Here is a 22,764-nt window from a genome sequence, read left to right on the forward strand (position 1 = left end):
GTAGTGATTAATTGGTCATGTAGTTATTGCCTCCTATGCCCGGCACATAATAAAACTTCATTTTTTTATAATAATCCAGCGGGTGCTCCGGCTTGGGATAAGCAGATCCGGCAGGCATTTTTGAAAATGTTTGGAAATATAAAACACAGGCATCACGCCAGGTTGTAGCCTCATTTAACTGAACCTGCATCAGTTGTTTTACTTCCGTAAAGCGTTCGGCATCTATCCTGCCCTGCATTTTATTCCAGGTAAGGCCCATCTGTTTAACAGAATCGGCCCCCATATAGTAATGATGAACCAGTTCATCCCACAATGACCTGCCCGAGCGCATTTTATAAGTCCAGCTTAAATGATGAAACCACAACAGGTATTCATCAGGGCAGGTTTGCAAGTTTCCCCAGTGTGCCTTAACCTCGGGTGCATATTGCGATAGCGCATTACTGCCCGTTCCGGTACGGTCAAAGCCTATCCCAGCTGAATCGGCTTTATGGTAATAAGTGGCATTCCAATCAGGGCGACCGGCATTATCTACCCAGGGACCAGGGCCGTAGTGCGTTGACACCCCCATAATATGGTGCAGCCCAAGCGGGGTCATGTAATTAACTGTATTTTCCCTCGATTGCAGCATGAAGTTTTTTACCGGCGACACAAAGCTATCGTCATTAGTAAAAGTCATTTTGAGCCAATCGGCGGCAATTACACCTGGAGACTGGTCAGGGTTCCAGGCCATGCGGCCGAAGGCATACCAGTTAGCCTGAGCAAAGGGATGACCGCACCAGTTTAAATCAGCGCCGATATTGGCCACACCTGCCATGCCGGTTATCAATTTCGTGTTAAAATCTCCTTTAATCACCCTTGCAACAGTTGAACCTTTGCCATGTGTATATGTATCCGATTGCAGGCATTCAGCAAATAATGGCGCTTCATAAACCAGGTGCGTTGAAAAACCGAGATATTCCTGTGTTAACTGGAACTCCATCATCAGCGGGGTATTGGGCATAGCACCAAACAATGGGTGAAATGGTTCTCTTGGCTGAAAATCTATCGGACCATTTTTTACCTGAATAATCACATTATCCCTAAACTTTCCATCAAAAGGTTTAAATTCATTATAGGCCTGCTTAAAGCGATCGTCGGGTACCTTATTATCATAAACAAAGGCACGCCACATCACTATGCCATGATGAGGAGCTAAAGCATCGGCGAGCATATTTGCTCCATCGGCATGGGTACGGCCATAGCTTTGCGGACCGGGTTGTCCCTCCGAATTAGCCTTCACTAAAAATCCGCCGAAATCAGGGATGTAGCGATAAATTTCATCAGCCTTATCGGCCCACCATTTTTTTACCGCGGGATCAAGCGGATCGGCAGTTTTTAGGCCTCCAAGCTCAACCGGGCTGCTGAATTTAACCGACAGGTAAATCCTGATACCATATGTTCTGAATACATTGGCCAAAGCCTGCACTTTTAACAAATATTGTGGCGAAAGGATCAGTGCATCGGCATTTACATTGTTGACAACCGAGCCGTTGATCCCTACCGAAGCATTGGCCCGCGCATAATCAATATAACGCTGATCAATAATACCAGGCAGCTTGTGCCAGTTCCAGATGGATGAGCCCGCATAGCCCCGCTCCACTGTACGGTTCAGGTTATCCCAATGATCCAATATGCGGTACATCATCCTTGGGTGGTCTGAAAGATCCAGTTTATTAATAGATTGATTGGTTTGGATCAGCTTTAAAAAATTAAAAACACCGTACATAACCCCTGCATCGGTGTTGGCCGTTATGATGATACATTTCTTTTGATTGACAAGGGCAGTTTTGATAAGATACCCTTCGCTGCCGATGCTATCGGGGGCAGTTATCGGAAAAGCTTTTAGTGATCGCGGCGTACCTATTATAATAGTTTGCCCATTGGTTATGCTTTTAGTATCTCGTGGCTTTAGGGCCAGCATTCCATCAAGGCCAGTTAAGAGCTCGGTCCTTGCAGCTTTAAGCTGGTCAGACTGTGCCGGGAAGATCATGTTTTGCAACTGTTGACTGTAAATGTTTGCCAGTTGCTTGTTGCTCACCTTATTATATTCAAGCCATAATTTATAGCCATCGTCTGCACACACTTTATTTATCGCTGCCATGAAAAGCAGTATCAGTAAACACCTGTTCGTAAATGAATATTTGGCCATGACGTTATTAAATCCAGCTTTATAAACCCATAGGCGGTTTATAAAAAAACACAATTAATCTGTTGAAAAACTTATGAATGAAATGGGTTAAGATCCCGCTTCATTTAGTATGGTTTATAAAGTTTTAGTTTTATGCAATCGATTGCAAGATAAAAACTTTTATGACTTTTAACAATAGGAATTTAATTATTGATTCCTTATTTAAGCTACCTTACTTATTGCAGCTATTGTTCGTCGTATAGTATGCGTTTAATCCCCATCTCTAATCCGCGTAACTCGGCCAGGCCCTTTAACCTGCCAGTTACCGAATAGCCGGGATAGGTACAATAATTAAAGTCATCAAGTAGTTTATGCCCGTGATCAGGCCGCATGGGGATAGCCATATCGCTCCGGCCTGCATTTTTACGGGCCATCTGTTCATTGATAATGGCTTTCATCACGGCATACATATCAACACTGCCTGTTAAATGATCGGCCTCATAAAAGCTGCCATCCGGCTGCCGGGCCACGTTGCGCAGGTGTAAAAAGTGGATCTTATCACCCAGGCGGCTTATAATTTCAGGAAGATCATTTTTGCCCGATGCACCTAACGAGCCGGTGCAAAGCGTGATACCATTGGCAACTGACGGATAACTATTTACAATATCAGTAAGATCATTTAAGGACGATGCTACACGGGGCAGCCCCAGGATAGGAAACGGGGGATCATCAGGATGGATACACATTTTAATGCCCAGTTTTTCGGCATATGGGATTATAGCCCGTAAAAAATAAAACAGGTTTTCCTTTAATGCTTGCGTGTTTACCTCACTGTATTTGTTAAGGTGTTCTTTAAACTCCGCAATGGTAAAAACCTCGTCTGTACCAGGTAAGCCGGCCAATATTGTATTGGTTAACAGCGTTCTGTCTTCGTCACTCAGCCCATCGAGGTAATGCTTTGCGGCTGCCTGTTGTTCGGTGGTAAATTCGTTAAAGGCATTCTCCCGTTCTAAAATATACAAGTCAAAGGCTGCTAAAGCCGGAGCGTTGTAAAGCAAGGCCGAAGCACCGTTTGTTAATCGATAATCAAGATGCGTGCGGGTCCAGTCCAATACGGGCATAAAGTTGTAACACACCGTAAAGATTTCCTCCTGCGCTAAATTTTGCAGTGTTTGAATATAATTATCAATATACTGGTCACGTTCCGCACTACCAATTTTGATACTTTCATGAACATTCACACTCTCTACAACCGCCCAGTTAAAGCCCGCACTTTCAATTACCGCTTTCCGCTGCCTGATTGCTTCACTGTTCCAAACATCCCCGCAAGGTATATGATGAAGCGCGGTAACTATCCCGCTTGCTCCCGTTTGTTTTATTGCGCTTAAAGCTACCGGGTCGCCGGGGCCAAACCACCTGAAAGTTTGTTTTAAATCTGGTACCATATTATTTAAAAACCAATTGCTGTCAACGCGATAAATTTATGCAATCGATTGCATAAATTTTAAATAATGTGTAATAATTTTATACTTTTATCCCTGAACAATCTGGCTGCGGTTATTACCGAACATGCAACATCGTTTATGTATTTTAGATTAACTATATGCCGGACAGCGGAAAAGAGATAACCATATATGACATTGCCGAAAAATTAAAGGTTTCGGCAGCTACGGTTAGCCGTGCGCTCAAAGATCACCCGCGGGTTAATAAAAATACCAAAAAGAAGATTATCAAGGCAGCCGAAGAAATGGGTTACCACTCCAATTCGTTCGCCAGCAATTTACGCCGTAAAAACAGCAACATCATCGGCGTTATTGTGCCGCGGCTCAACAGCAGTTTCATGTCGGACGTTATTGCAGGCATCGAAAAAGTGGTGAACGACAATAACTACAACCTCATCATCAGCCAGTCGTTAGAAACGATGAAGAAAGAGATCAGCAACGCCAGGGCCATGCTTAATAACCGGGTTGACGGCCTGTTGGTTTCATTAGCTTATGATACCACCAGCATTGAGCATTTCGAACCTTTTATCAAACGTAATATTCCGGTGCTTTTCTTCGACAGGATTTTTGAGCATGAACAATATCCGCAAATCTATATCGATAACTTCAAAGCTGCCTGCGAAGTAACCAACCACCTGCTTGAACAGGGCTGCAAAAGGATAGTACATATTACCGGCAATCAACTGCGCAATGTGTATGCCGAACGCCTGCGCGGGTATAAAAAAGCACTTGAAGCACACCAAATAGATTTTGATGAGCAGTTGGTGATCATCAACGACCTGAGCGCTAAAGAAGCTGCGGCAGCGGCAGAAACTATTTTACAAATGAATCCCCTGCCCGATGGCATATTTACAGTTAATGATGTCAGTGCCGTTAGCTGTATCCAGGTGCTGAAAAAGGCAGGCATCAAAATTCCCGAACAAATAGCCGTTGCGGGCTTCAACAATGACCCGGCAGCCTGTGTGATTGAGCCCAATCTCACTACCGTAAATTATAAAGGCTATGAAATGGGCGAGGTTGCCGCTAACATGCTTATCAATCATTTGGCAAACAGGCAGGATCTGCAACAAACGCATAGCCTCATCCTCAGATCGGAATTGATAGTACGTGAATCCTCCAGAAGAAAATAATTTAAAAAATCCATGAACTCAAAGACCAAACTTGCTATCGTAACCGGCGGTGCCTCGGGCCTTGGCCTTGCTACGACCAAAAAATTCACAGAGGAGGGCATCAAAACCATTATCATAGGCCGCGACGAGGCAAAACTTATTGCGGCAGTAACACAGCTTGGCGATCTTTGCAGTTACAGGCAATATGATCTGAGTGATACAACCGGTATACCGCAACTGGTAGCAGAAATTGAAGCTGAATTTGGCGCACCCGATATTTTAGTTAATAATGCCGGCATTAACCATAAAAAAGCTTTCGCCGAGGTAACCGATGAAGAGTTCGCCAGAGTGATCCAAACCAATCTTACTTCGGTATTTGCGATAAGCCGCGAGGTAGTAAAAATCATGTTGAAAGCTGGCAGTGGGAGCATAATTAATATCAGTTCGATGGCTGCACAATACGGCATACCGTATGTTATTGCCTATACCGCATCTAAAACCGCCATCGAAGGTATGACAAAAGCCATGGCTACCGAGCTTTCGCCGCAAGGCATCAGGGTTAACTGCGTTGCTCCGGGCTTTATAGCTACAGATATGTCGGCAAAGGCGCTGGATAATGATCCTGCCCGCAAGCAAAAAGTGATGGGCCGTACCCCAATGGGCAAATTAGGTGAACCTGCCGATGTGGCCGAAGCCGTTTATTATTTGGCGACAGATGCTGCCAAATACGTAACCGGGGTTGTTTTACAGGTTGATGGGGGTAATTCGATTGGGTTTTAATAAATTCGGCATGGCTTGAAGGAGACCTCATTTCCCGCTTCCTGCTTTACCATAATGCATCAACTTATTGGCCCAGGCAATAAAGTATTTTACGTTTGGCGCGTCGGTATGCCCACCATCATGCTGACGCCAGGCAAGTTCGCCATCAAGCGGCCCTGTATTAACGGGTGGCATTTTTTCGGTTTTGTAATCGTTTGAAACGCCGAGGTCCTTTGCGCCGAGCAGTTTAAATACAGAACCCGCAGCTACAGTTGCCATATAGCTTCCCTGCTGATCAAGCCATTTGGCATCGCCCTGTTCCGGCACGCCATAGCTTATAAAAGTAAACCGCGGGGCACACAAGGCAATCAGCTCATGTGCATCTACCGGAAGGTCTTTCGCGGTTTTAGCACCGAATACGGCATCCGATGCACCATATTTCATAAAGTTACCGGCCATCCAATAATATTCGCCACCGGTGAGGCTTTCAACCGCTTCTCCAAAGTTCCGGCGATGCAGCTTGGCCCCTCCCTCACCGGACGAACCTATCAACCCCATGGCAAACCTTTGTTCAAAAGCAAGTGTCACCAGCGCTGCCTTTCCATAGCGGGAAACACCTTCAATACCTACATGTTTGGCGTCAACCGCAGGTTCTGTTTCCAGGTAATCCAATGCGCGTGCCGCTCCCCACGACCAGGCACGTAAAGCGCCCCAATCCTCCGGCTTACGGGGCTGGCCTTTATTCACCAAACCGATGATCCCTTTGGTTAAACCTTCGCCATTATCTGCCTGGATAGACGACGGATCTATAAGTACATACCCCCATCCATTGGCAATTAGTTGCGTGGCAGTCGGTGGGTCGCCTTTCATCACCGGAAAACCACCGGGACCAAAGGGAGATTGTTCGGCAATAGGATTATAAGCGGGATATTGATCAAAAATAGTTTTAAACTCGGGATGTTCTTTTACGAGCAGTTCTTTCAATGCAGCGTTGATTTTTTCCACATCAGCAGCCGGGGGCTGCGCCGGCGCCGGTAGCGCGCTCCGACCAAACATCATCAGTACAGGTACCGGTCCTTTGGCATTTGCGGGGAGCACTAAGGTCATTTCGATATTGACGTTGATAAGCGGATAAGCCGTATTATCAACATGGCCTATAAGCTGTTTGGCAATCACCGGATAAAAGCCAACCCGTTCTTTATCGGTTACTTTAACTGTCCAGGTTACCTTGGGTACATTAGCAGGGATGCGGCCATAAACCTCACGCTCCATATCCTCCACAATTTCGGGGCGGCGCTGTTTCCACCACATTTCGGCTGTAGTTACCTTTTTACCGTTCTTTAGCGTAAGGGCGTCAGGCAAATCAGGATAAGGGTTAGCCAGCGCTTCATCATAATTAGCATGATTAGGGGCCGATTCATCGCCGCTTGGCCCGTTACGCAAGGTTTTAATTCCTAATTGCTTCATCATATATTGATGGTCCTGATCAGCAGTGAAATTTACCGGGGCCGGGGTTTGCGCTTTCGCAGCAATGGCCCATGTGAGTAAGAAAAAGAAGGCAGTACTTTTCATCGTCCCTGGTTTTAAGATGATTTATGGTTATTGCAGTTTTCCGGTTTGAAACGGTGATGCCGGCAAGCCTTCTTTATTATACAGGTTCGCGCCATCCGGGTTGTCGGCCCAGGCATACCTTACGTAAAGCGGTGCAGGGATTTTATCGCTCCAAACCAACACCTTACCTCCATTAATAATTGCCTTTGCCCAAACAAACTTTTTATCAGCCCCGGCTATTGCAAATTGTGACAGTTCCTCGCCATCAATGACAACAAGCCCCGCACCTGTATTTTTAAAAGCAATCTCAATCTTATTCCCCTCAATTTTAGCCGATTGGTAAATCGGCCCTGATGGTACTACGTTTACCTCGCCATAAACCACATTTTCGGCTACCCTGGCAAGCCTTTCTCCTACCTTTTTTTTATTAAGGGGATGAATATCATTCCATTCGCCGGCATCAATGGTTACCGCCATACCAGTATTGGGCACTTCAAGGGCCTCAAGCTGACCGGCGCGTAATTGCGCCCAGTCGCTTTCTGTTGGCGAATATTGTACCTCGTTAAAGTTAGGAAGCTGTGCATATATAAAGGGAAGATTACCTTGTTGCCAACGATTCCGCCAGTCGGCAATAAGAGCCTTTAACAAGGTTCCATATTCGGATGCACGGCTGGAATTGCTTTCGCCCTGGTACCAAACCATGCCTTTAATGGTATAATTGATAACAGGCGCTACCATGGTATTATAAAGCCCGGTAGGTTCATTTTGGGCCGAAAATTCCGGTTTCATCCTAACCGGTTCAAACACCTGCCCTACCTTGTATTGCCAATCGCCGCGAAGATCGATAGTATCACCGGCTATCGCCAGATAGTAACGTTTATCGGGCACAAAACCACCTTTGCCCGATGTATTGGTAACGCGTACCACAACAGTATTTTTACCCGGCTTTAATAATCCGGCAGGCAATGTATAGCGCCTTGGAGGGTATTGATAAGTAATGTTTCCTACCAACTTCCCATTGAAATAGGTTTGATCGGCATCCACTATCCTGCCTAAATACAACTTAGCAGTCTTGCCCTGTACCGATGCGGGCAAGTTTATTTCCTTCCTGAACCATACCACACCATTCAGGCCTTTTACTCCCTGATCGGCCCAGTAGCCCGGCAGCCAGAAACGGTGCCAGTTATGCGGCTGATAGGTGGTATCATACCATGGTTTAGGCTCATTTAAGCCTTTATCTGCGTCAAGCGGTTCCACTGGTTCCGGGTGCTTTTTCAATACACTATCCATAAATGCCGTATTGCTGAACTGGGCAATCCTGTTATGATATGATTGAATGTTCTTTAAGCCCTCGCTGCTGATCCATGCCTCAATAGGCGTACCGCCCACACTTGAGTTGATGATACCCATAGGCACATGATATTTTTGATATAGCTGTTTAGCAAAAAACCATGATGTGGCACCAAAACCTAAAACGGTTACAGAATCGGACTTAACCCATTTACCAGGTAACAGATCCGAATGTTGCCTGGTTACGTCAGATTCCGTTTTAACAAAAAAATTCCTGATCTGCGGATAATTGGCTTTTGCTATTTCATCCGGATACTTTTCCTTTACCCGCTCCATAGGCAAAACCATATTCGATTGCCCCGAACAAAACCATACATCGCCAATTAAAATGTCCCGGATAGTAATACGATTTTTACCGGTAATTTCCATAGTATACGGTCCCCCTGCTTTCATTGGCTGAAGGGCAATTTTCCAGGAACCACTTTGGCCGGTAACTGTATGGTACGTTTTATGCTGAAAATTAACGGTGATCTTTTCGCTTGCATCGGCCCATCCCCAGATCTTTACTTTGGCATCGCGCTGTAATACCATGCCATCGGCAACCAGTTGCGGTAGGCGCACTATTCCATAACACGGTAATATTAAACAAGCGAACAGCGCGACAAGTAATAGCTTCACCGACCTCATAACTCCGAAATGTTTATTGATGGTTTATTTGACTAAGTAACAAATAAAAAAAGATTTGTGCAATCGATTGCACAAATCTTTTTTTATTTTAATTACTCTTTAGTCAGCAAACGATCATAAATAGGCCCGCAAACCTGCAATGCAGTAGTAATGAACATTTTTTTATTTAAAATCGCATTTATCAAAACCGGAAGATGGCTAAAACAAGAAATATCAAACCAGAGCAAAAGATCTCATTCAGAGAGCGCTTGTCGGCATTGAGCAATCTCCCGGATTTTTTCAAGCTGGTATGGCAAAGCAGTCCAGGTAAAACTACAGCAAGCTTTTTGTTACGTATTATGCGTTCAGCCATGCCGGTTGCCTTGTTGTATGTAGGTAAGCTGATCATCGACCAGGTGGTATTGCTCAACCGCCACAGCGGAAGCCAGCATGAATTATGGAAACTGGTTATTATCGAGTTTTTGCTTGCGGTGGCAACCGACGGCCTAAACCGGATGATCAGCCTGATGGACAACCTGCTGGGTGATCTTTTTGCCAACTATACCTCCATGCGCATCATGCGGCATGCGGCCACGCTGGACCTGGAGCAGTTTGAAGATTCTGTTTTTTATGATAAACTGGAGCGTGCCCGGCAGCAAACCGTTGGGCGTACCGTGCTTTTATCACAGGTGATGAGCCAGATCTAGGATTTTATATCCATGGCTTTCCTGCTTACCGGTTTACTGACTTTAAATCCCTGGCTGATCCTGTTACTACTCATTTCTATCATCCCTTCGTTTCTGGGCGAAAGCTATTTCAACAGCCACAATTACGCACTCACCCGTAGCCAGACACCCGAACGAAGAGAGCTTGATTATGTACGCTACCTTGGTGCGAGCGATGAAACGGCTAAGGAAGTCAAGATCTTCGGCCTGTCTGATTTTATTATTAACCGCTTTAAAACGTTATCAGATAAATTTTACGCCGATAACAGCAAACTGGCCGTGAGGCGTTCGGCCTGGGGCACCTTCTTTTCTGTTTTAGGCAGTGTTGGCTACTATGCCGCGTATGGTTTTATTATTTATCAAACTGTTACGGGCAAGTCTTCTGTAGGTACGCTTACTTTCCTGGCTGGTTCGTTCCGGCAATTGAGCAGCCTGATGGAAAATTCGCTGAACCGGTTTACATCAGTTTCACAGGGGGCTATATATCTCAACGATTTCCATGAGTTTTTTGAGATCAAACCAAAGATCAAAGTTGCCGTTTCTCCTTTGCCATTTCCAAATCCGATAAAGCAGGGGTTTACTTTTGAGGACGTTGGATTTAAATATAACAATGCCGAATCATGGGCCAACAGGCACCTGAACTTCACCCTGCATCCCGGCGAAAAGATTGCGCTGGTAGGCGAGAACGGCGCTGGCAAAACTACACTTGTAAAACTTTTGGCCCGCTTATATGACCCAACAGAAGGGCGCATCCTGCTGGATGGTGCAGATTTGAGGGATTATAACCTCAGCGACCTTCGGTTAAACCTGGGCATTATTTTCCAGGATTATATCCGTTACCAGATGAGCTTTTCGCAGAATATTGCGGTAGGAAACATTGATGAGCAGGACAATACCGAACTAATCCGTAAAGCTGCCCAGGAGAGCCTTGCAGACGCGCTTGCGGCCAGACTTCCGCTGGGATACGAGCAATGGCTCGGCAGGCGGTTTAACGAAGGTGTTGAATTATCGGGCGGCGAATGGCAGAAAGTTGCATTGGCAAGAGCTTATATGAAAGATGCACAGGTACTCATCCTTGACGAGCCAACCGCAGCGCTCGATGCCCGGGCGGAATATGAGGTATTTCAGCGCTTTTCATCATTAACCCAGGGTAAATCGGCTGTGCTTATTTCACACCGGTTTTCAACAGCAAGGCTCGCTGACAGGATCATCGTATTGGAAAAAGGCAAAATCCTTGAGGCTGGCACACATCAGGAGCTTATGGCAAACAACGGCCGTTACGCCGAATTATTTAGCTTGCAGGCGGCAGGGTATCAGTAAGGGATGATATTTAAGCAAACATCCTTTGGGCTTTGAAGAAGAAATGACAAAAGATGGCCCGTCACCCTGAGCTTGTCGAAGGGTCGCGCGCAGAGGCCAGCCCACCATGCTTCGAGGGCCTCAGCATGACACCCTTTTTAAGTTGTCATGAGAGATGAAAGCACCATCTTCGCCCTGTATAGCAACTCCACTTATCGAAAAACCCTTTCGCCACCGCTCATAACAACCATGCTTATATCTACGATTTCTTTTGCCCGCTCATTTTAGCAACAACGAGGTTGCCCACTTTATTTCCCTGAATAATACCATTATCAATAGCATCCATAAAATGGATACCGCCCCAAAACCTGGAAATGGCGGCTTCTTTGGCAGCCTGGGTAAACGAACTGAAATGCCTTGGCGGAATGCCATAACTTACTTCCACATCATCGGTATATTTAAAGTTATCGCCGAAATAATGCGTGAGGATAACCGCAGCTGTTGACGAAACTACCGAATGCCCGCTGATATACTCCGGAAACGGCGGAGTTTGCAACAGGGGTTTCCAATGCGGGTCTATATACCTGCGGATGGCCGTTTCGGGCCTGATGCGGTTGGTGCGGTATTTATCTTCCCAGCAGCAAATGAAACCATCCAGCAGGCCTATGGCTACAGCTGTATTGATTTGCACCGTTTTAGAGAAGTTTACTTTAGCCTGCTTACATGCAATGGCCGTTATCCCCATCCAGTGTGCACCCGGCGAGATCTTTTTTAAGCCGATGAGCATGTGCCCGTCATTTTGAACAGCAAAAGGGTTACAATCCCAAAAGTTGGCAATATCTTTTTCTTCCTGCTTTAAGCCGTTACCGCTTTTGGCATAGCTCATTTGCAGGTATTTATAAAAAGTTGAGTTTTTATCCGTTGAAAAAGGAATAGGCGCATCAGGAACAAATTGTGCGGCCGAATCAAGCGTCATAGGCCGGATAGTGTTAAAATATGGTTCAACCGGCAACATGTAAGCAGGTGGGGTCAGGTCCCAGCTACCGGGTGTTTGCTTAAGCTTATAGCGTGGATAGTTATTTATTTTCCGGTAACCATCGGCCTTGGCATAAGCCAGGATCTGTTTACTGATTGTTTTGGCATAGCTTTTTGAACTATCGATAACTTCGCTGCTGAAGCCAATATTTTTGCACGAGTCAATAAAGGAAGACTCGTAGCCCAGCATCAACGTACCCGATGGTAACAGCCTGGCAGATGTTTCAAACATGGCCAGTACCGCACTTAGCTGATAATTATAACCTGTATTTTGTTTGGGGTGTTTGATATCGGGATATTGATTTAATACACCGCGCATACTGTTGGTCTGTTTGTCGTTTTCGGCAACTACCTCATACCCGGCAAGGCAGGTATAAGCAAAAAAACGGGCGGCCAATGGCGGGTTAGTAACATCATGGATCATTACGCTGGTCATATGGCCAACAACTTTGCTCACGTCCTGATTGGTTAGTTCGGGTTGCTTTTTCGGGCTGCAGCTTATCATCGCAAATAAGCCGCAGGCAGGTATTAGCATTAACAGTTTTTTCATTGCCTTTGTATTATTGCTTGTATGCCTTTAGTTTGCCTTTATCAAGGGCAAATAGTAAAACATTATTTAATTGAAGCACGCTCCTAACATCTCCCCGGATGTTGAAGCCCGATTGCTGCTGGTTTATGTATTGGTAATTACCCTTGCCATCACCCTTAAGCAATACGCCATAGTTAGCATCATATTTACCAAAACGGATGCGGGCCTTGTTGATGTTGCCGCAAAGCAAAAGATCCTCCTTGCCATCATGATCGTAATCAAATGAAGTAATGGTAAAAACCGGCGAATACTGAGCCTGTAAAGGCAACGTCGCCTGTTTTAATTTTCCTTGTGCATTACTGATAAAACATGCTGTAGCCAGTTCATTGGCTGTCAGTTTTTTTGCACCTTTCATTTCTTCCGGGGTGAAAATCTTGTCCATTGTAGCATCGGCATAGCTTTTATAATCGGGGAACCGGCCGCGCATTACACTCATCTGGTCAAGCAATTCATCGCGGCTTACAAAGGGGTAACTTTTATGCTGAATGTAAAAACAAAGCATCGGGTCAACGGAGCCGTTATCATCAAAATCTTTATAAAACATTTCCGCAGGCTCGGCATCGCTTGCTTTACATTGCGTATTTAAACCAATGTTTCCGGCTATAATATCCGGATGGCCGTCATGGTTGATGTCACTTACCTGTAAACAGTTCCACCAGCCGGGATATTTTTTATCAAAGTATTTTGTTGTGGCATCGGTTAGCTTAGCACCGCTATTTTCAAAAACCGTGATCGGCATCCATTCGCCGGCCAGCACCAGGTCGGGCTTTTTATCACCGTTCATATCAACCCAGGCAGCATCGGTCACCATCCCTATGTTCTTTATTGCCAGATTATATTTTGCGGTTTCGTTGGTAAAATGCCCCTTGCCATCATTGATCAAAATATAGCTTTCGGGTGCTTCGGGATACTGCCCGGGTATTACCCTTCCGCCAACAAACAGATCAGGAAAACCATCTCCATTGATATCGGCCGCTTTTACACAGCTTTTACTGCTGATCATTTTGGGCAAGGCACCTTTAGCTTTACTGAAGTTTCCTTTACCATCGTTAAGGTATAACCTGTCCTGCAGCAGCGCGTCATCCGGTTTATAATCGGCATAGCCACCAGAGGCTGCATACAGGTCGGGCTTGCCATCGCCATTGGCATCAAAAAATAAAGCTGCGGCATCGGTACTGTTTTTATCGGCTTCAAAGGCGGCAACAGCCTTGCTGATAAATCTCCCATCTTTTTGCTGCAGGTATAAAACACCGGCTTTGCCATCATGTGCACCGGTATAAATATCCTCAAGCCCATCGCCATTTGCATCGCCTTTGGTAAGGACGGAACCCGAAAACGATATCGAGTTAACCATTAACGGCTGCCTTTTAAAATCATTGGTGGTATTATCGCTTTCGCTGCCTGCGATAGGGGCAGGTACCTCTTTAAATATCGGATTGATCTGTTTTTGTGCAGGACTTGCGCCAGTGGCATCCTTTTCATTTAAAACAAGCTGTTTATCGGCTTTTACTTTTTGAAGTACCTGCGACTTGCCGCTTTGCCAGGTAATCCTTAATGAATCTACCTGCTTATCTTTTCCCAATCCAAAGTGCAGTACTGTTGACACGGTTGACTGGTAACCACGGTTTGGCATTTGCTCCAGATATTGCGTTTTATTGCCCGAATAGATGCTCACCTTAGCCCCAATACCCTGGGTATTGGCCCCATTGCCATTTAATTTTATCGATAAATAATGATTATCATTTTGCTTGGCGGCCTGGTTTTCATAAACAAAAGCCGGCTGATTGATATTATTTACCACCAAATCAAGGTCACCGTCATTATCCAGATCGGCATAAGCGGCGCCGTTACTGTTTGATGGCATCGTTATGCCCCATCGCTCGCTTGTATTGGTAAATGTGGTATTACCATTATTTTTAAACAGGTAACTTTTCATTTGCGATGATGGCATCTGGCTTACAATATCCAGGAGGTCCTGCCGCATTACGCGCCGGTCTTTAAGGTTATCGCCCATAAACTTTAAAAAGTCCATGTTGGTATAGTCGCGGGTATATCCGTTACTTACAAACAGGTCTTTCCAGCCATCATTATCATAATCGGCAAAAAGGGGCGACCAGCTCCAATCCGTATTGGAGATGCCTGCCAGCTGTCCTATCTCGCTAAACGAGTTATTGCCGTTATTGATCTGCAGCATATTACGCATATACTGGTAATAAAAGCCAACCCTCAGGTTCAGGTCAAAGGCTTCATAATTATCAATACCGAACAGCAGTTTTTGCCGCTTGTTATCTTCGGGAAGCATATCCAGGGTGTAGATATCGGGTTTGCCGTCGTTATTAATATCGGCTACATCATTCCCCATAGAGTAAAACGAGCTGTGACCAATCTGTTTCTGGAGCTCATCGGCAAAACTGCCCTTGCCATTATTAATGTACAGCCTGTCGGGAATACTATAATCATTGGATACATAGATATCCGGCCATCCATCGCCGTTAATATCGGCGATACCTGCTGCAAGGCCGTATGACAGTGGTGTATTGATAATGCCTGCACCGACGGTAACGTCAGTAAAATGATTATTGTCATTCCGCAGCAGCCTGATCCCCGATTCGTTATCCCTTTTGGCCGACATCTCCTTAACAAAGGCATCATCCATAATACTGATCCGGCCTGGGTTGTGGTTAATTAACAACAGGTCGAGATCACCGTCCCGGTCATAATCAAAAAAGTATGCCTGTGTACTGAATGATGGAAAATCGAGGCCAAAATCAGCGGTCAGATCTTTAAACATGGGCACTCCGGCGGCATTGTTTCCCTGGTTTATGAATAATTGGTTAACCCGCTTCTCGGCCCGTACTTTACCCGAATAACATATGTAGATATCCAGCTTACCGTCACCGTTAACATCGGCCATGGTTACACCTGTTTTCCAGGGACCGGGCCTGCCTGCTACACCGGCATCAGCAGTGATATCCTTAAATTGCATATTGCCCTGGTTCAGGTACAATTTATTATCGGTCATATTGCCGGTAAAATAAAGGTCCTGCAAGCCATCGCCGTTTAAGTCTCCAACAGCCACGCCACCACCATTATAAAAATACTCGTACATCAGCACGTTGGTGTTTAATCCTTCGGTTAAGGTATTGGCGAAATCAACATGGGTTTGTTCCGGCTGCAACAGTTTAAACAAGGGTTGTTGTGAGTTGGCTGAGGGTTCATGATTGCAACCTGCAAATAACATCAGCGTACACACAGCAGGAAACATCAAAAACGATCGTTCTTTTCGCGTTTTTAGCGGGAGAGGGAACCGGAATATCTTCATTTTGGTTTATTGTGGCTGCGATAAATAGGCATCGCAAATTTGATGTCAATATAACAATTATTCTACATGCAAAGCATTTTTAGAAAAATCGCTTTAAGAAGCTATATATAGTGACTCTGCAAATTGGAATTGCCCTTACTTATCCTATGATAAAGCCAAAGCGTATCATGATCCTCCTATTCAAGGGACAGCCGAATATGGTATTGTTTACTAATGCTGTCATAAGTAGCCATATGCGCATTAATATTTCCCTGTTTATCAACAAAGGTTTCGCCCCAGCTAAAGGGCTCCCAAATAAAAGTGCCTTTAACTTTATTACCAGGTAATGAAAAAGCTATATCATTTACCTCGCGTTTGCGCTGCGAATATTCCACCACTATCAGATCCTGTTTATAACGGGTGTTGAGGTCGGTAAGGTTGTTGCGTAAACTATCCGGTGTGCCATGCCACTCGGGATAATATGATTGGCCAATGATATCGAAATTAACGCCGCGTTTGAGCATGTTATCTACAAAGTATCTTGATTCTGCATTTTGCCCGCCGCAGGCAATATGTAGCATTACCCTGATGTTGCCGCTCACGCTTCTGACACCGTTAATGCCAGCCTTTAAAAACCCAGCCAGGGTATCCAGGTTTCTGACACGGCCATCGGGCCATAAAATGCCATGGTTAATTTCGTTGCCTACCTGCACCATATCGGGCAGTGTGCCCTGCTTTTTCAGGGCCAGCAAGGTAAGCCGGGTAAATGTCTTTATAGAATCCTGCAGTTGCTGGTTGTTGAGCCTTTTCCAGGCGGCGGGTTTGTATTGCTTACCGGGATCGGCCCAGTTATCACTGTAATGAAAATCGAGTAAGAAGCCCATTCCGGCTTCTTTAATACGCAGAGCCATCTTCTTGGTATCTTCCAAACCACAATAGCCTTTTGCCGAGTACCCGCTATCGGCCTTAGGATTATTGAATATGCGAAGCCGTACATAGTTAAAGCCATGATCTTTCAAAATGGTGAAAGGGTCCTTGTTTACGCCGTTATCATAAAACTTATGTCCCTCAGCTTCCAACTGAGGGATAAATGAAATATCGGCGCCCATGATCTGCTTAAACTTAACCGGAACATTTTTGGCCGGCGAATATTTGTAGGCAGATAAAGCGCCGGTGCATACCAGGCTAATTGCTGTTAATAACAGTTTGTTTATTTTAATTTTCATGTACCCCGCTTTGATAATCAAAAATACATAGTATATTAATCATAGCCCGGTAAAGGTTATCGAAATTAATCTACATCAACAAAATTCACACGCACATTATTTAATTTCATATCGTAAAAGGAAGTGCCATAAATGGCGCCAAATTCAATTATTATGGATTTCACAGCATATCAGCAGCTATTTTTCGATATTTTGAACAGCCCTAATCCGCGTGCTCCGTACGATAACCCGGATTATTTAAATTATACAAAGCTTAATTGGTCGCGCCAGCAGCGCTGGCTAAAGGTTGGCGTACTGAACCCGGATTTGACAAATGCCATCGAAAAGATCAGCAAACCACAATTATGGACGGTTATTACCGAGGCCTGGTGCGGCGATGCTTCGCATACTATACCGTTCCTGCATCGCCTTTCGGAACTAAACCCGCTTATTAAAGTTGATTATCAGCTAAGGGATTCGCCGCCATTCTTGATTGAAAGTTACCTTACCAATGGCACCCGGTCAATACCCAAGATCGTTATTGCAGATGAAAATAATCAAGACCTTGCGACATGGGGGCCGCGACCGGCCGAATGCCAGCGATTATACCTGCAAATGGTGAAAGACCATATTGAAATGAGCGAAAAAAAGATAGCATTGCAGAAATGGTATAACGAGGATAAAGGTGAAAGTTTTCAGCTGGAGTTTTTAGATATTATAAATAAGCTATTATGATTCTGGTAAAAACAACTTTCGCCCCAACCCTATCTGAAGGCTACTGTGTGTGTACATATTTAAAAAATGTCATTTCGATAGAGCCGGACGGGCATGAACGATGGGGCGAAAGAGAAATCTTCTACATTAAGCTTTGCAACTGTGCTTGTAAAAGCAGGGCGTAGAAGATTTCTCCTCGCCTCCAACGCACAAATACCACCCAGAGCTCGTCGAAATGACATTTTTTTTTAATAGTAAAATAAAAAAGATATGGCCACACGAGAGTTTTTTGTGCTACTATTTTACCTTAAGTTCTTTGCCCGCTATGTCTTCTCAGCGGTAATAGTGAAAAGTTTTATCGGTACTCATTACCACAAAAATGCCATGTTTAAAGGTACCATTTAAAGGAGTGGCGGTTACGTCACTGCCATCACTTTGCCTGGCGGCAACGTTGGCTATTTTCAAAAGTTTATGTTCAAAAGGGTTTGCTTTTGTGCCTTCCCTGCTGAAAATCTGGAAGCGGTTGGCGCCCTGACCGGATACCAGAATGTAACCCGTTGTATCATTCAACTTATAAATCGAGATCCCTTCATGGTCGGCATTAAGCCTGCGGTGCCGAATATAGCCAGCTCCTGGTCGCCTTTTTCGGGGTCGGCATAATACTGGCGTACACCTACCTGCTCTTCGCACAATCCTCGCTTCTATTTCTTTCACAAATGAATTCGCCAGTCTGCTCAACCCGCTTTTATTCTTCTTCCTGCGTTTCTTTCAGCTCATCTTCTTTTTTGCCATTGCCCAAATGGATAATAGGTTTATCCTGGGTACCGGTGATAGTCATCGGGATGCCGAAGATACCGAAGGGCGGCAGCCCCAGCCTGAATTTCAGGTTCAGTTTGCCATCCAAACCCACCTGTCCTTCAAATCTTGGCCTGAAACCTGCAATCCGCATTTTGGTTCGTTCTATAGTCATGATGTTGTTAGCTATAGTACTTTTGATATCAACCTTTTTCACATCACCGTGGCCAACACTGTCATGACCGGTTTGCTTGCCAACCGCGCTTAATAATTTCAATCCGTATACTTTTACTTGTTTTACAGAAAGTACGCCACCGCCTTTTAATGATTGATAAACCGGTTTCATATCGCTGTTTAGCTTACCCGCAAGCTTATAGTCTAAAGATACAATACCTTGTACATGCTCGGCCGAAGTTGCCATATCATGAAACAACTTGATTTCGCGGTAGGCCCTCTGAATATCAAACTCTTTCGCATTGATGTGATAATCAAAAAATGCTTTTTGCGGATTGATGCTGCCATAAGTGGCGTCCATCACTACAGGGGCACCTATCAGGCTGAAACCAGTTTGCTTAAGTACGATCTGCCCGTTGGTAACATTCATTGCGCCTTTGGCGTCACTGATATCCAAACCGCTGTATTTTACTTTTTTAACGTCAGCAGCAAAATTAAGATCAAGGTTTGCAGGCACCAGGATCACACCAGATGATTTGGTTGGTTTGGCAGACGCAGGCACACCGGCAAAGGCCATGAAGTCATCGGCAATAATCAAATCACTCTTTAGATTAAACTCGCCTTTCAATGGCGAATTTGGCTGCATGGCATAGCCTATCACATTAGATAAAGCACCGTCAAGCACCACTATCGATTTACCGTAGTTAGCCTTAAACTGATCAAACTTCATTTTGTCCTGGTTAAAGCTGAATACTCCGTTGGTGATAAAAAATGGTTTAGGGAACAGCTCGGTAGTAAGCTTGATGTTCTTCACTTTCATGCTGCCCGAATTGTCCAGCTTATCATAGTGGCCCGAAGTAGCATCGCTTTGCTTGCCCTTCAATTTAAAGTTGGTGCTTACAAAACCATTTACATCATATCCTTTTACCGCAAATACTTTATAAATTTTGCCCAGGTCAAGGCTGCCGTGCGAGGCTACGTTGTAATCAAGGTCATCAAAATTGCGGAGATTGGCCCTCAGTAAAAATGGCTGCCCTTCAAAACTGAAGGATACCGGTTTAATATCCACCTTAAGCCCTTTTAGCGAGCCGGTGTTGTTAAAAATATTTACGCTAACCTGCACATTTTGCATGGGGTGCGGATAGTATTTGGTTTGAATGTATCCGTTTTTTAGATTGATCTCAGCATTCGTAACCGGGAAGATCCTGCGGGCCGGAATATACCTGCCTTTACTTTGCAGATTAGCATCAAAATCACCACGGAAATCAATGCTATCAACCGGATAAAACTGCTTGATATCGTCTAAATGGAATTTAGCATTCAACCCGGCATCAATCAATGCACCAGCCTTATTGCTTAATTTCAGATAGCCTTTTATGTAATTATTAAGTGCATTAATGTTCAGGTTGCGCACATTCACAGTGGCATTGGCAATGTTATGATCCGGACAAGCGACATCCAGGTCAAAACTGATATTGTTGATGGACTGCGGCAATTTACTATACTTAAAATACCCGTTCCTGAATGTCGACTTGAGTTTAAATTGGGGAATACTGGTTATCACGGTATCAATCTTTTGCCTTAGTCCAGTTTTCCTGATGCCGGTGGTGTACTTGCCTTCGGCCAGTAAATGCAAACCATACCTTCCTTTTACCTGGAATGGTTTAATGCCAAAAACCTTGTACCATTGCTCCAGGTCAATTTCGGTATTCACTTTAGCATAAATATATGGCGATTTGATTCCCTTTAATTTCAGCACCGAACCAAAGTAGTCCTTACCAATATTAAAATAAACCGAATCAATATTAACTTTTAAACTGTCGGGGTTGAGGCCAGGCAAACTGGCATCCATATTCAGGTACAGGTTTTTAACCGGCGCAGGAGTACTTTTGTTAACGATGGAACCGTCGCGCACTTTCATGCTGATACCCAGGTTGGGCATAATATTTTTTGAGGCGATGTACTTTCCGCTAAGATCAAGTTGGATGATTCCGTTACCGCTGATATCCATATTATCAACATATTTGGCGTATTCATCCGGGATGGCGGTAAAAACATCACCAAGATCATTTTGGTCACTCCTGATCTTGAAATCCATATCATAGCCATCTTTCAAAAACTCAAACCTACCCTTAAATTTAACCGGGAGCTTGTTAATAAGCAGATCATTTTTTTGAAATGCGAAGGCCAATGATTTGGTATTGATACTGGTAACCAGATCGGCATTTACTTTTTTCCTGAGCACGTAGGCCTTATTGCCGTAATAAAAATCTACCGAAGCGGCATCTACGTGGCTATAAAGGTCAAAGATGTCTTTGCTTAAATCACCGCTTCCTTTGTAGTTAAGTTCCCGCGCGTTGATCTGCATGGGCAGTGAGCGGTCGTCATAAACCAGGTGGCTTTTGTCTATCAAAATCTGTTCAATCCCTAATGATGCACTGGCGGTATCGGCTTTATTATCCTGTTTAGGTGGAGATGATTTGTAAACATTGTAATTGGCTTTACCGGCACTGTCAACCTGGATGTTGATCAACGCATGATCAAGATAGATCTTATTTACATTGATTTTGCTTTTAAACACCGAAGAAAGATCTATAGCCAGTGAAATTTCTTTAGCCGAAACCAGCGTATCATTCCGAAAAGGTACGCTGCCATTCAGTACAAAATCATCCAGTGTAAGCGTTAACGACGGGAACTTTTTAAAGAATGATAAGCGAGTACTCGAAAACGAAAGCTTGCTGTTTACGCTGCCGGCCGCCCATTGTTTAATTTTTTGCGTTACCGTTTCGGGAAAAAGGTAAGGTAAAAGGAACATCAACAGCAATAAACTAATAACGGCGATGGCGCTTATTTTAAGCGTTTTAACCAATATTTTTTTTAAGAGGAGCGGCATAGAGATTATTATACTAACGAAGCATGAAAGTAATCATAAAACCTAATTATTGGATATCAAATAATGTTAGGAGAAAGTGATGGGGGGATGGCGCAAGTGGTGCGGTGAAAACACTGACCACAAGCTGTATAGACTGTGCACTATAGTTTGATTATTCAATGCAAAATTTACAACCTTATCGGAAGTCATAAAACTCCAAAGCCCATGGTCAGTGTTTTCACCGCACCATATGATTCCTTACAACCTATGCTCACTATAGACTGTATTACGATTAAAATCCCAAAAGCCTGTGGTTGGTGTTTTCACCGCACCACATGATTCGTTATATTCGTATTACAAATATCAATAATGCATCAGGGCATAGAATTTTTTACTGCAACCTGCCTTAACTGGCAACCCTTACTTGATCCGGATAATCACAAAGAAATCGTAATCGACAGTTTAAGCTTTTTAGTAAAGAATAATAGGATATGGCTTTATGGTTATGTGATAATGCCTAATCACGTACATATTTTGTGGTGCAAACAACCTGATTGGCTTAACAAAAATGTACAACAGCATTTCAGCAAATTTACCGCGCAACAACTCAAGTTTAGCTTAATAAACACCTCGCAAAGTTTGGACAATTACAAAAGCACTCAGAACGATCGCGAGTATCAGTTTTGGGAACGGCGACCATATAAGGCAACAATGTACAATCGCACAGTGCTCGAACAAAAGTTAGATTATATACACAACAACCCTGTTAAAGCAGGGCTATGCCAATTACCTGAAAATTATTTGCATTCATCAGCTTCGTACTATATCAATAATGAGGACAATGAATTGATAACACACTATATGGAACACATGTAGAAAAAAGTGGTGCGGTGAAAACACCGACCACAAGCTGTATCAGTACAAGGTAAGACCTTCGCTTACTGGCTGAAGTTTAGTGGTCGTAACTTCGACCAGACTTTAACAAAAAAGGGGAGCTTGCGTAGCGGGCTC

Annotated in this window: 15 protein-coding genes; 6 read left to right on the plus strand and 9 right to left on the minus strand. The window is 44.3% G+C overall.

Annotated elements, in window-relative coordinates:
* Positions 1 to 7: 7 nt before the first annotated feature.
* On the minus strand, positions 8 to 2,140 hold the full coding sequence (locus tag J3L18_RS20590) for an alpha-glucuronidase family glycosyl hydrolase (RefSeq protein ID WP_129571584.1): 2,133 nt from the start codon (positions 2,138 to 2,140) through the stop codon (positions 8 to 10).
* A 272-nt stretch (positions 2,141 to 2,412) separates the two neighbouring features.
* Positions 2,413 to 3,612, minus strand: a complete 1,200-nt coding sequence (gene uxuA, locus J3L18_RS20595; protein WP_129571583.1) for a mannonate dehydratase — start codon at positions 3,610 to 3,612, stop codon at positions 2,413 to 2,415.
* 158 nt (positions 3,613 to 3,770) lie between these two features.
* Here uxuA and J3L18_RS20600 point away from each other — a divergent pair, with 158 nt between their 5' ends.
* Both J3L18_RS20600 and J3L18_RS20605 read left to right on the plus strand, forming a co-directional pair.
* Positions 3,771 to 4,799 (plus strand): LacI family DNA-binding transcriptional regulator, encoded by a 1,029-nt coding sequence (locus J3L18_RS20600; protein ID WP_129571582.1) that lies wholly within the window; start codon positions 3,771 to 3,773, stop codon positions 4,797 to 4,799.
* 12 nt (positions 4,800 to 4,811) lie between these two features.
* Positions 4,812 to 5,558, plus strand: coding sequence for an SDR family NAD(P)-dependent oxidoreductase (locus tag J3L18_RS20605; RefSeq protein WP_129571581.1), 747 nt, complete (start codon positions 4,812 to 4,814; stop codon positions 5,556 to 5,558).
* Between the two features lie 27 nt (positions 5,559 to 5,585).
* Here the strand turns inward: J3L18_RS20605 and J3L18_RS20610 are convergent, their stop codons facing one another.
* Together J3L18_RS20610 and J3L18_RS20615 are read right to left on the minus strand one after the other, a co-directional pair.
* Complete coding sequence (locus J3L18_RS20610) at positions 5,586 to 7,109, minus strand: glucuronyl esterase domain-containing protein (protein WP_129571580.1); 1,524 nt, start codon at positions 7,107 to 7,109, stop codon at positions 5,586 to 5,588.
* Between the two features lie 27 nt (positions 7,110 to 7,136).
* The gene (locus J3L18_RS20615) at positions 7,137 to 8,999 is read right to left on the minus strand and encodes a sialate O-acetylesterase (protein WP_223266296.1); all 1,863 of its coding nucleotides are present in this window, start codon (positions 8,997 to 8,999) and stop codon (positions 7,137 to 7,139) included.
* Positions 9,000 to 9,259: 260 nt separating this feature from the next.
* Here J3L18_RS20615 and J3L18_RS20620 point away from each other — a divergent pair, with 260 nt between their 5' ends.
* Both J3L18_RS20620 and J3L18_RS20625 read left to right on the plus strand, forming a co-directional pair.
* On the plus strand, positions 9,260 to 9,751 hold the full coding sequence (locus J3L18_RS20620) for an ABC transporter ATP-binding protein (protein WP_223266295.1): 492 nt from the start codon (positions 9,260 to 9,262) through the stop codon (positions 9,749 to 9,751).
* Positions 9,752 to 9,763: 12 nt separating this feature from the next.
* Positions 9,764 to 11,089 carry an ABC transporter ATP-binding protein gene (locus J3L18_RS20625; RefSeq protein ID WP_223266294.1) on the plus strand — a complete coding sequence of 442 codons (1,326 nt, stop codon included), beginning with the start codon at positions 9,764 to 9,766 and terminating at the stop codon, positions 11,087 to 11,089.
* A gap of 238 nt (positions 11,090 to 11,327) precedes the next feature.
* On the opposite strand, the gene J3L18_RS20630 is transcribed toward J3L18_RS20625, so the two are convergent.
* The 3 genes from J3L18_RS20630 to J3L18_RS20640 all read right to left on the minus strand — a co-directional run bounded on the left by J3L18_RS20630 (position 11,328) and on the right by J3L18_RS20640 (position 17,219).
* A complete protein-coding gene (locus J3L18_RS20630; RefSeq protein WP_129571578.1) occupies positions 11,328 to 12,653 on the minus strand; it encodes a vanadium-dependent haloperoxidase in 1,326 nt (441 codons plus the stop codon).
* Between the two features lie 10 nt (positions 12,654 to 12,663).
* Positions 12,664 to 16,014, minus strand: a complete 3,351-nt coding sequence (locus tag J3L18_RS20635; RefSeq protein WP_208102407.1) for a VCBS repeat-containing protein — start codon at positions 16,012 to 16,014, stop codon at positions 12,664 to 12,666.
* A gap of 176 nt (positions 16,015 to 16,190) precedes the next feature.
* On the minus strand, positions 16,191 to 17,219 hold the full coding sequence (locus J3L18_RS20640; RefSeq protein ID WP_129569888.1) for a glycoside hydrolase family 53 protein: 1,029 nt from the start codon (positions 17,217 to 17,219) through the stop codon (positions 16,191 to 16,193).
* Between the two features lie 153 nt (positions 17,220 to 17,372).
* Between J3L18_RS20640 and J3L18_RS20645 the strand changes: the two genes are divergently transcribed.
* Entirely contained in the window at positions 17,373 to 17,933 is a 561-nt protein-coding gene (locus J3L18_RS20645) for a thioredoxin family protein (protein WP_091173119.1), read from the plus strand.
* A 312-nt stretch (positions 17,934 to 18,245) separates the two neighbouring features.
* Here J3L18_RS20645 and J3L18_RS20650 read toward each other — a convergent pair whose 3' ends face one another.
* Together J3L18_RS20650 and J3L18_RS20655 are read right to left on the minus strand one after the other, a co-directional pair.
* Positions 18,246 to 18,482 (minus strand): phytase, encoded by a 237-nt coding sequence (locus tag J3L18_RS20650; protein WP_243771449.1) that lies wholly within the window; start codon positions 18,480 to 18,482, stop codon positions 18,246 to 18,248.
* Between the two features lie 175 nt (positions 18,483 to 18,657).
* On the minus strand, positions 18,658 to 21,774 hold the full coding sequence (locus tag J3L18_RS20655) for an AsmA family protein (protein WP_129569887.1): 3,117 nt from the start codon (positions 21,772 to 21,774) through the stop codon (positions 18,658 to 18,660).
* Positions 21,775 to 22,122: 348 nt separating this feature from the next.
* Here J3L18_RS20655 and J3L18_RS20660 point away from each other — a divergent pair, with 348 nt between their 5' ends.
* Positions 22,123 to 22,629: an REP-associated tyrosine transposase gene (locus J3L18_RS20660; protein ID WP_129569886.1), complete on the plus strand. Its 507-nt coding sequence runs from the start codon at positions 22,123 to 22,125 to the stop codon at positions 22,627 to 22,629.
* Positions 22,630 to 22,764 lie beyond the last annotated feature (135 nt).

The organism is Mucilaginibacter gossypii, assembly GCF_017569325.2.
Taxonomy (GTDB): Bacteria; Bacteroidota; Bacteroidia; order Sphingobacteriales; family Sphingobacteriaceae; genus Mucilaginibacter; species Mucilaginibacter gossypii.

What these genes read in the sequence shown, in the direction of transcription:
- J3L18_RS20640 (WP_129569888.1), bottom strand. Translation starts at nt 17,219, where the DNA reads ATGAAAATTAAAATAAACAAACTGTTATTAACAGCAATTAGCCTGGTA.
- J3L18_RS20645 (WP_091173119.1), top strand. Translation starts at nt 17,373, where the DNA reads ATGGATTTCACAGCATATCAGCAGCTATTTTTCGATATTTTGAACAGC.
- J3L18_RS20635 (WP_208102407.1), bottom strand. Translation starts at nt 16,014, where the DNA reads ATGAAGATATTCCGGTTCCCTCTCCCGCTAAAAACGCGAAAAGAACGA.
- J3L18_RS20590 (WP_129571584.1), bottom strand. Translation starts at nt 2,140, where the DNA reads ATGGCAGCGATAAATAAAGTGTGTGCAGACGATGGCTATAAATTATGG.
- J3L18_RS20620 (WP_223266295.1), top strand. Translation starts at nt 9,260, where the DNA reads ATGGCTAAAACAAGAAATATCAAACCAGAGCAAAAGATCTCATTCAGA.
- J3L18_RS20610 (WP_129571580.1), bottom strand. Translation starts at nt 7,109, where the DNA reads ATGAAAAGTACTGCCTTCTTTTTCTTACTCACATGGGCCATTGCTGCG.
- uxuA (WP_129571583.1), bottom strand. Translation starts at nt 3,612, where the DNA reads ATGGTACCAGATTTAAAACAAACTTTCAGGTGGTTTGGCCCCGGCGAC.
- J3L18_RS20630 (WP_129571578.1), bottom strand. Translation starts at nt 12,653, where the DNA reads ATGAAAAAACTGTTAATGCTAATACCTGCCTGCGGCTTATTTGCGATG.
- J3L18_RS20600 (WP_129571582.1), top strand. Translation starts at nt 3,771, where the DNA reads ATGCCGGACAGCGGAAAAGAGATAACCATATATGACATTGCCGAAAAA.
- J3L18_RS20655 (WP_129569887.1), bottom strand. Translation starts at nt 21,774, where the DNA reads ATGCCGCTCCTCTTAAAAAAAATATTGGTTAAAACGCTTAAAATAAGC.
- J3L18_RS20660 (WP_129569886.1), top strand. Translation starts at nt 22,123, where the DNA reads ATGCATCAGGGCATAGAATTTTTTACTGCAACCTGCCTTAACTGGCAA.
- J3L18_RS20605 (WP_129571581.1), top strand. Translation starts at nt 4,812, where the DNA reads ATGAACTCAAAGACCAAACTTGCTATCGTAACCGGCGGTGCCTCGGGC.
- J3L18_RS20625 (WP_223266294.1), top strand. Translation starts at nt 9,764, where the DNA reads ATGGCTTTCCTGCTTACCGGTTTACTGACTTTAAATCCCTGGCTGATC.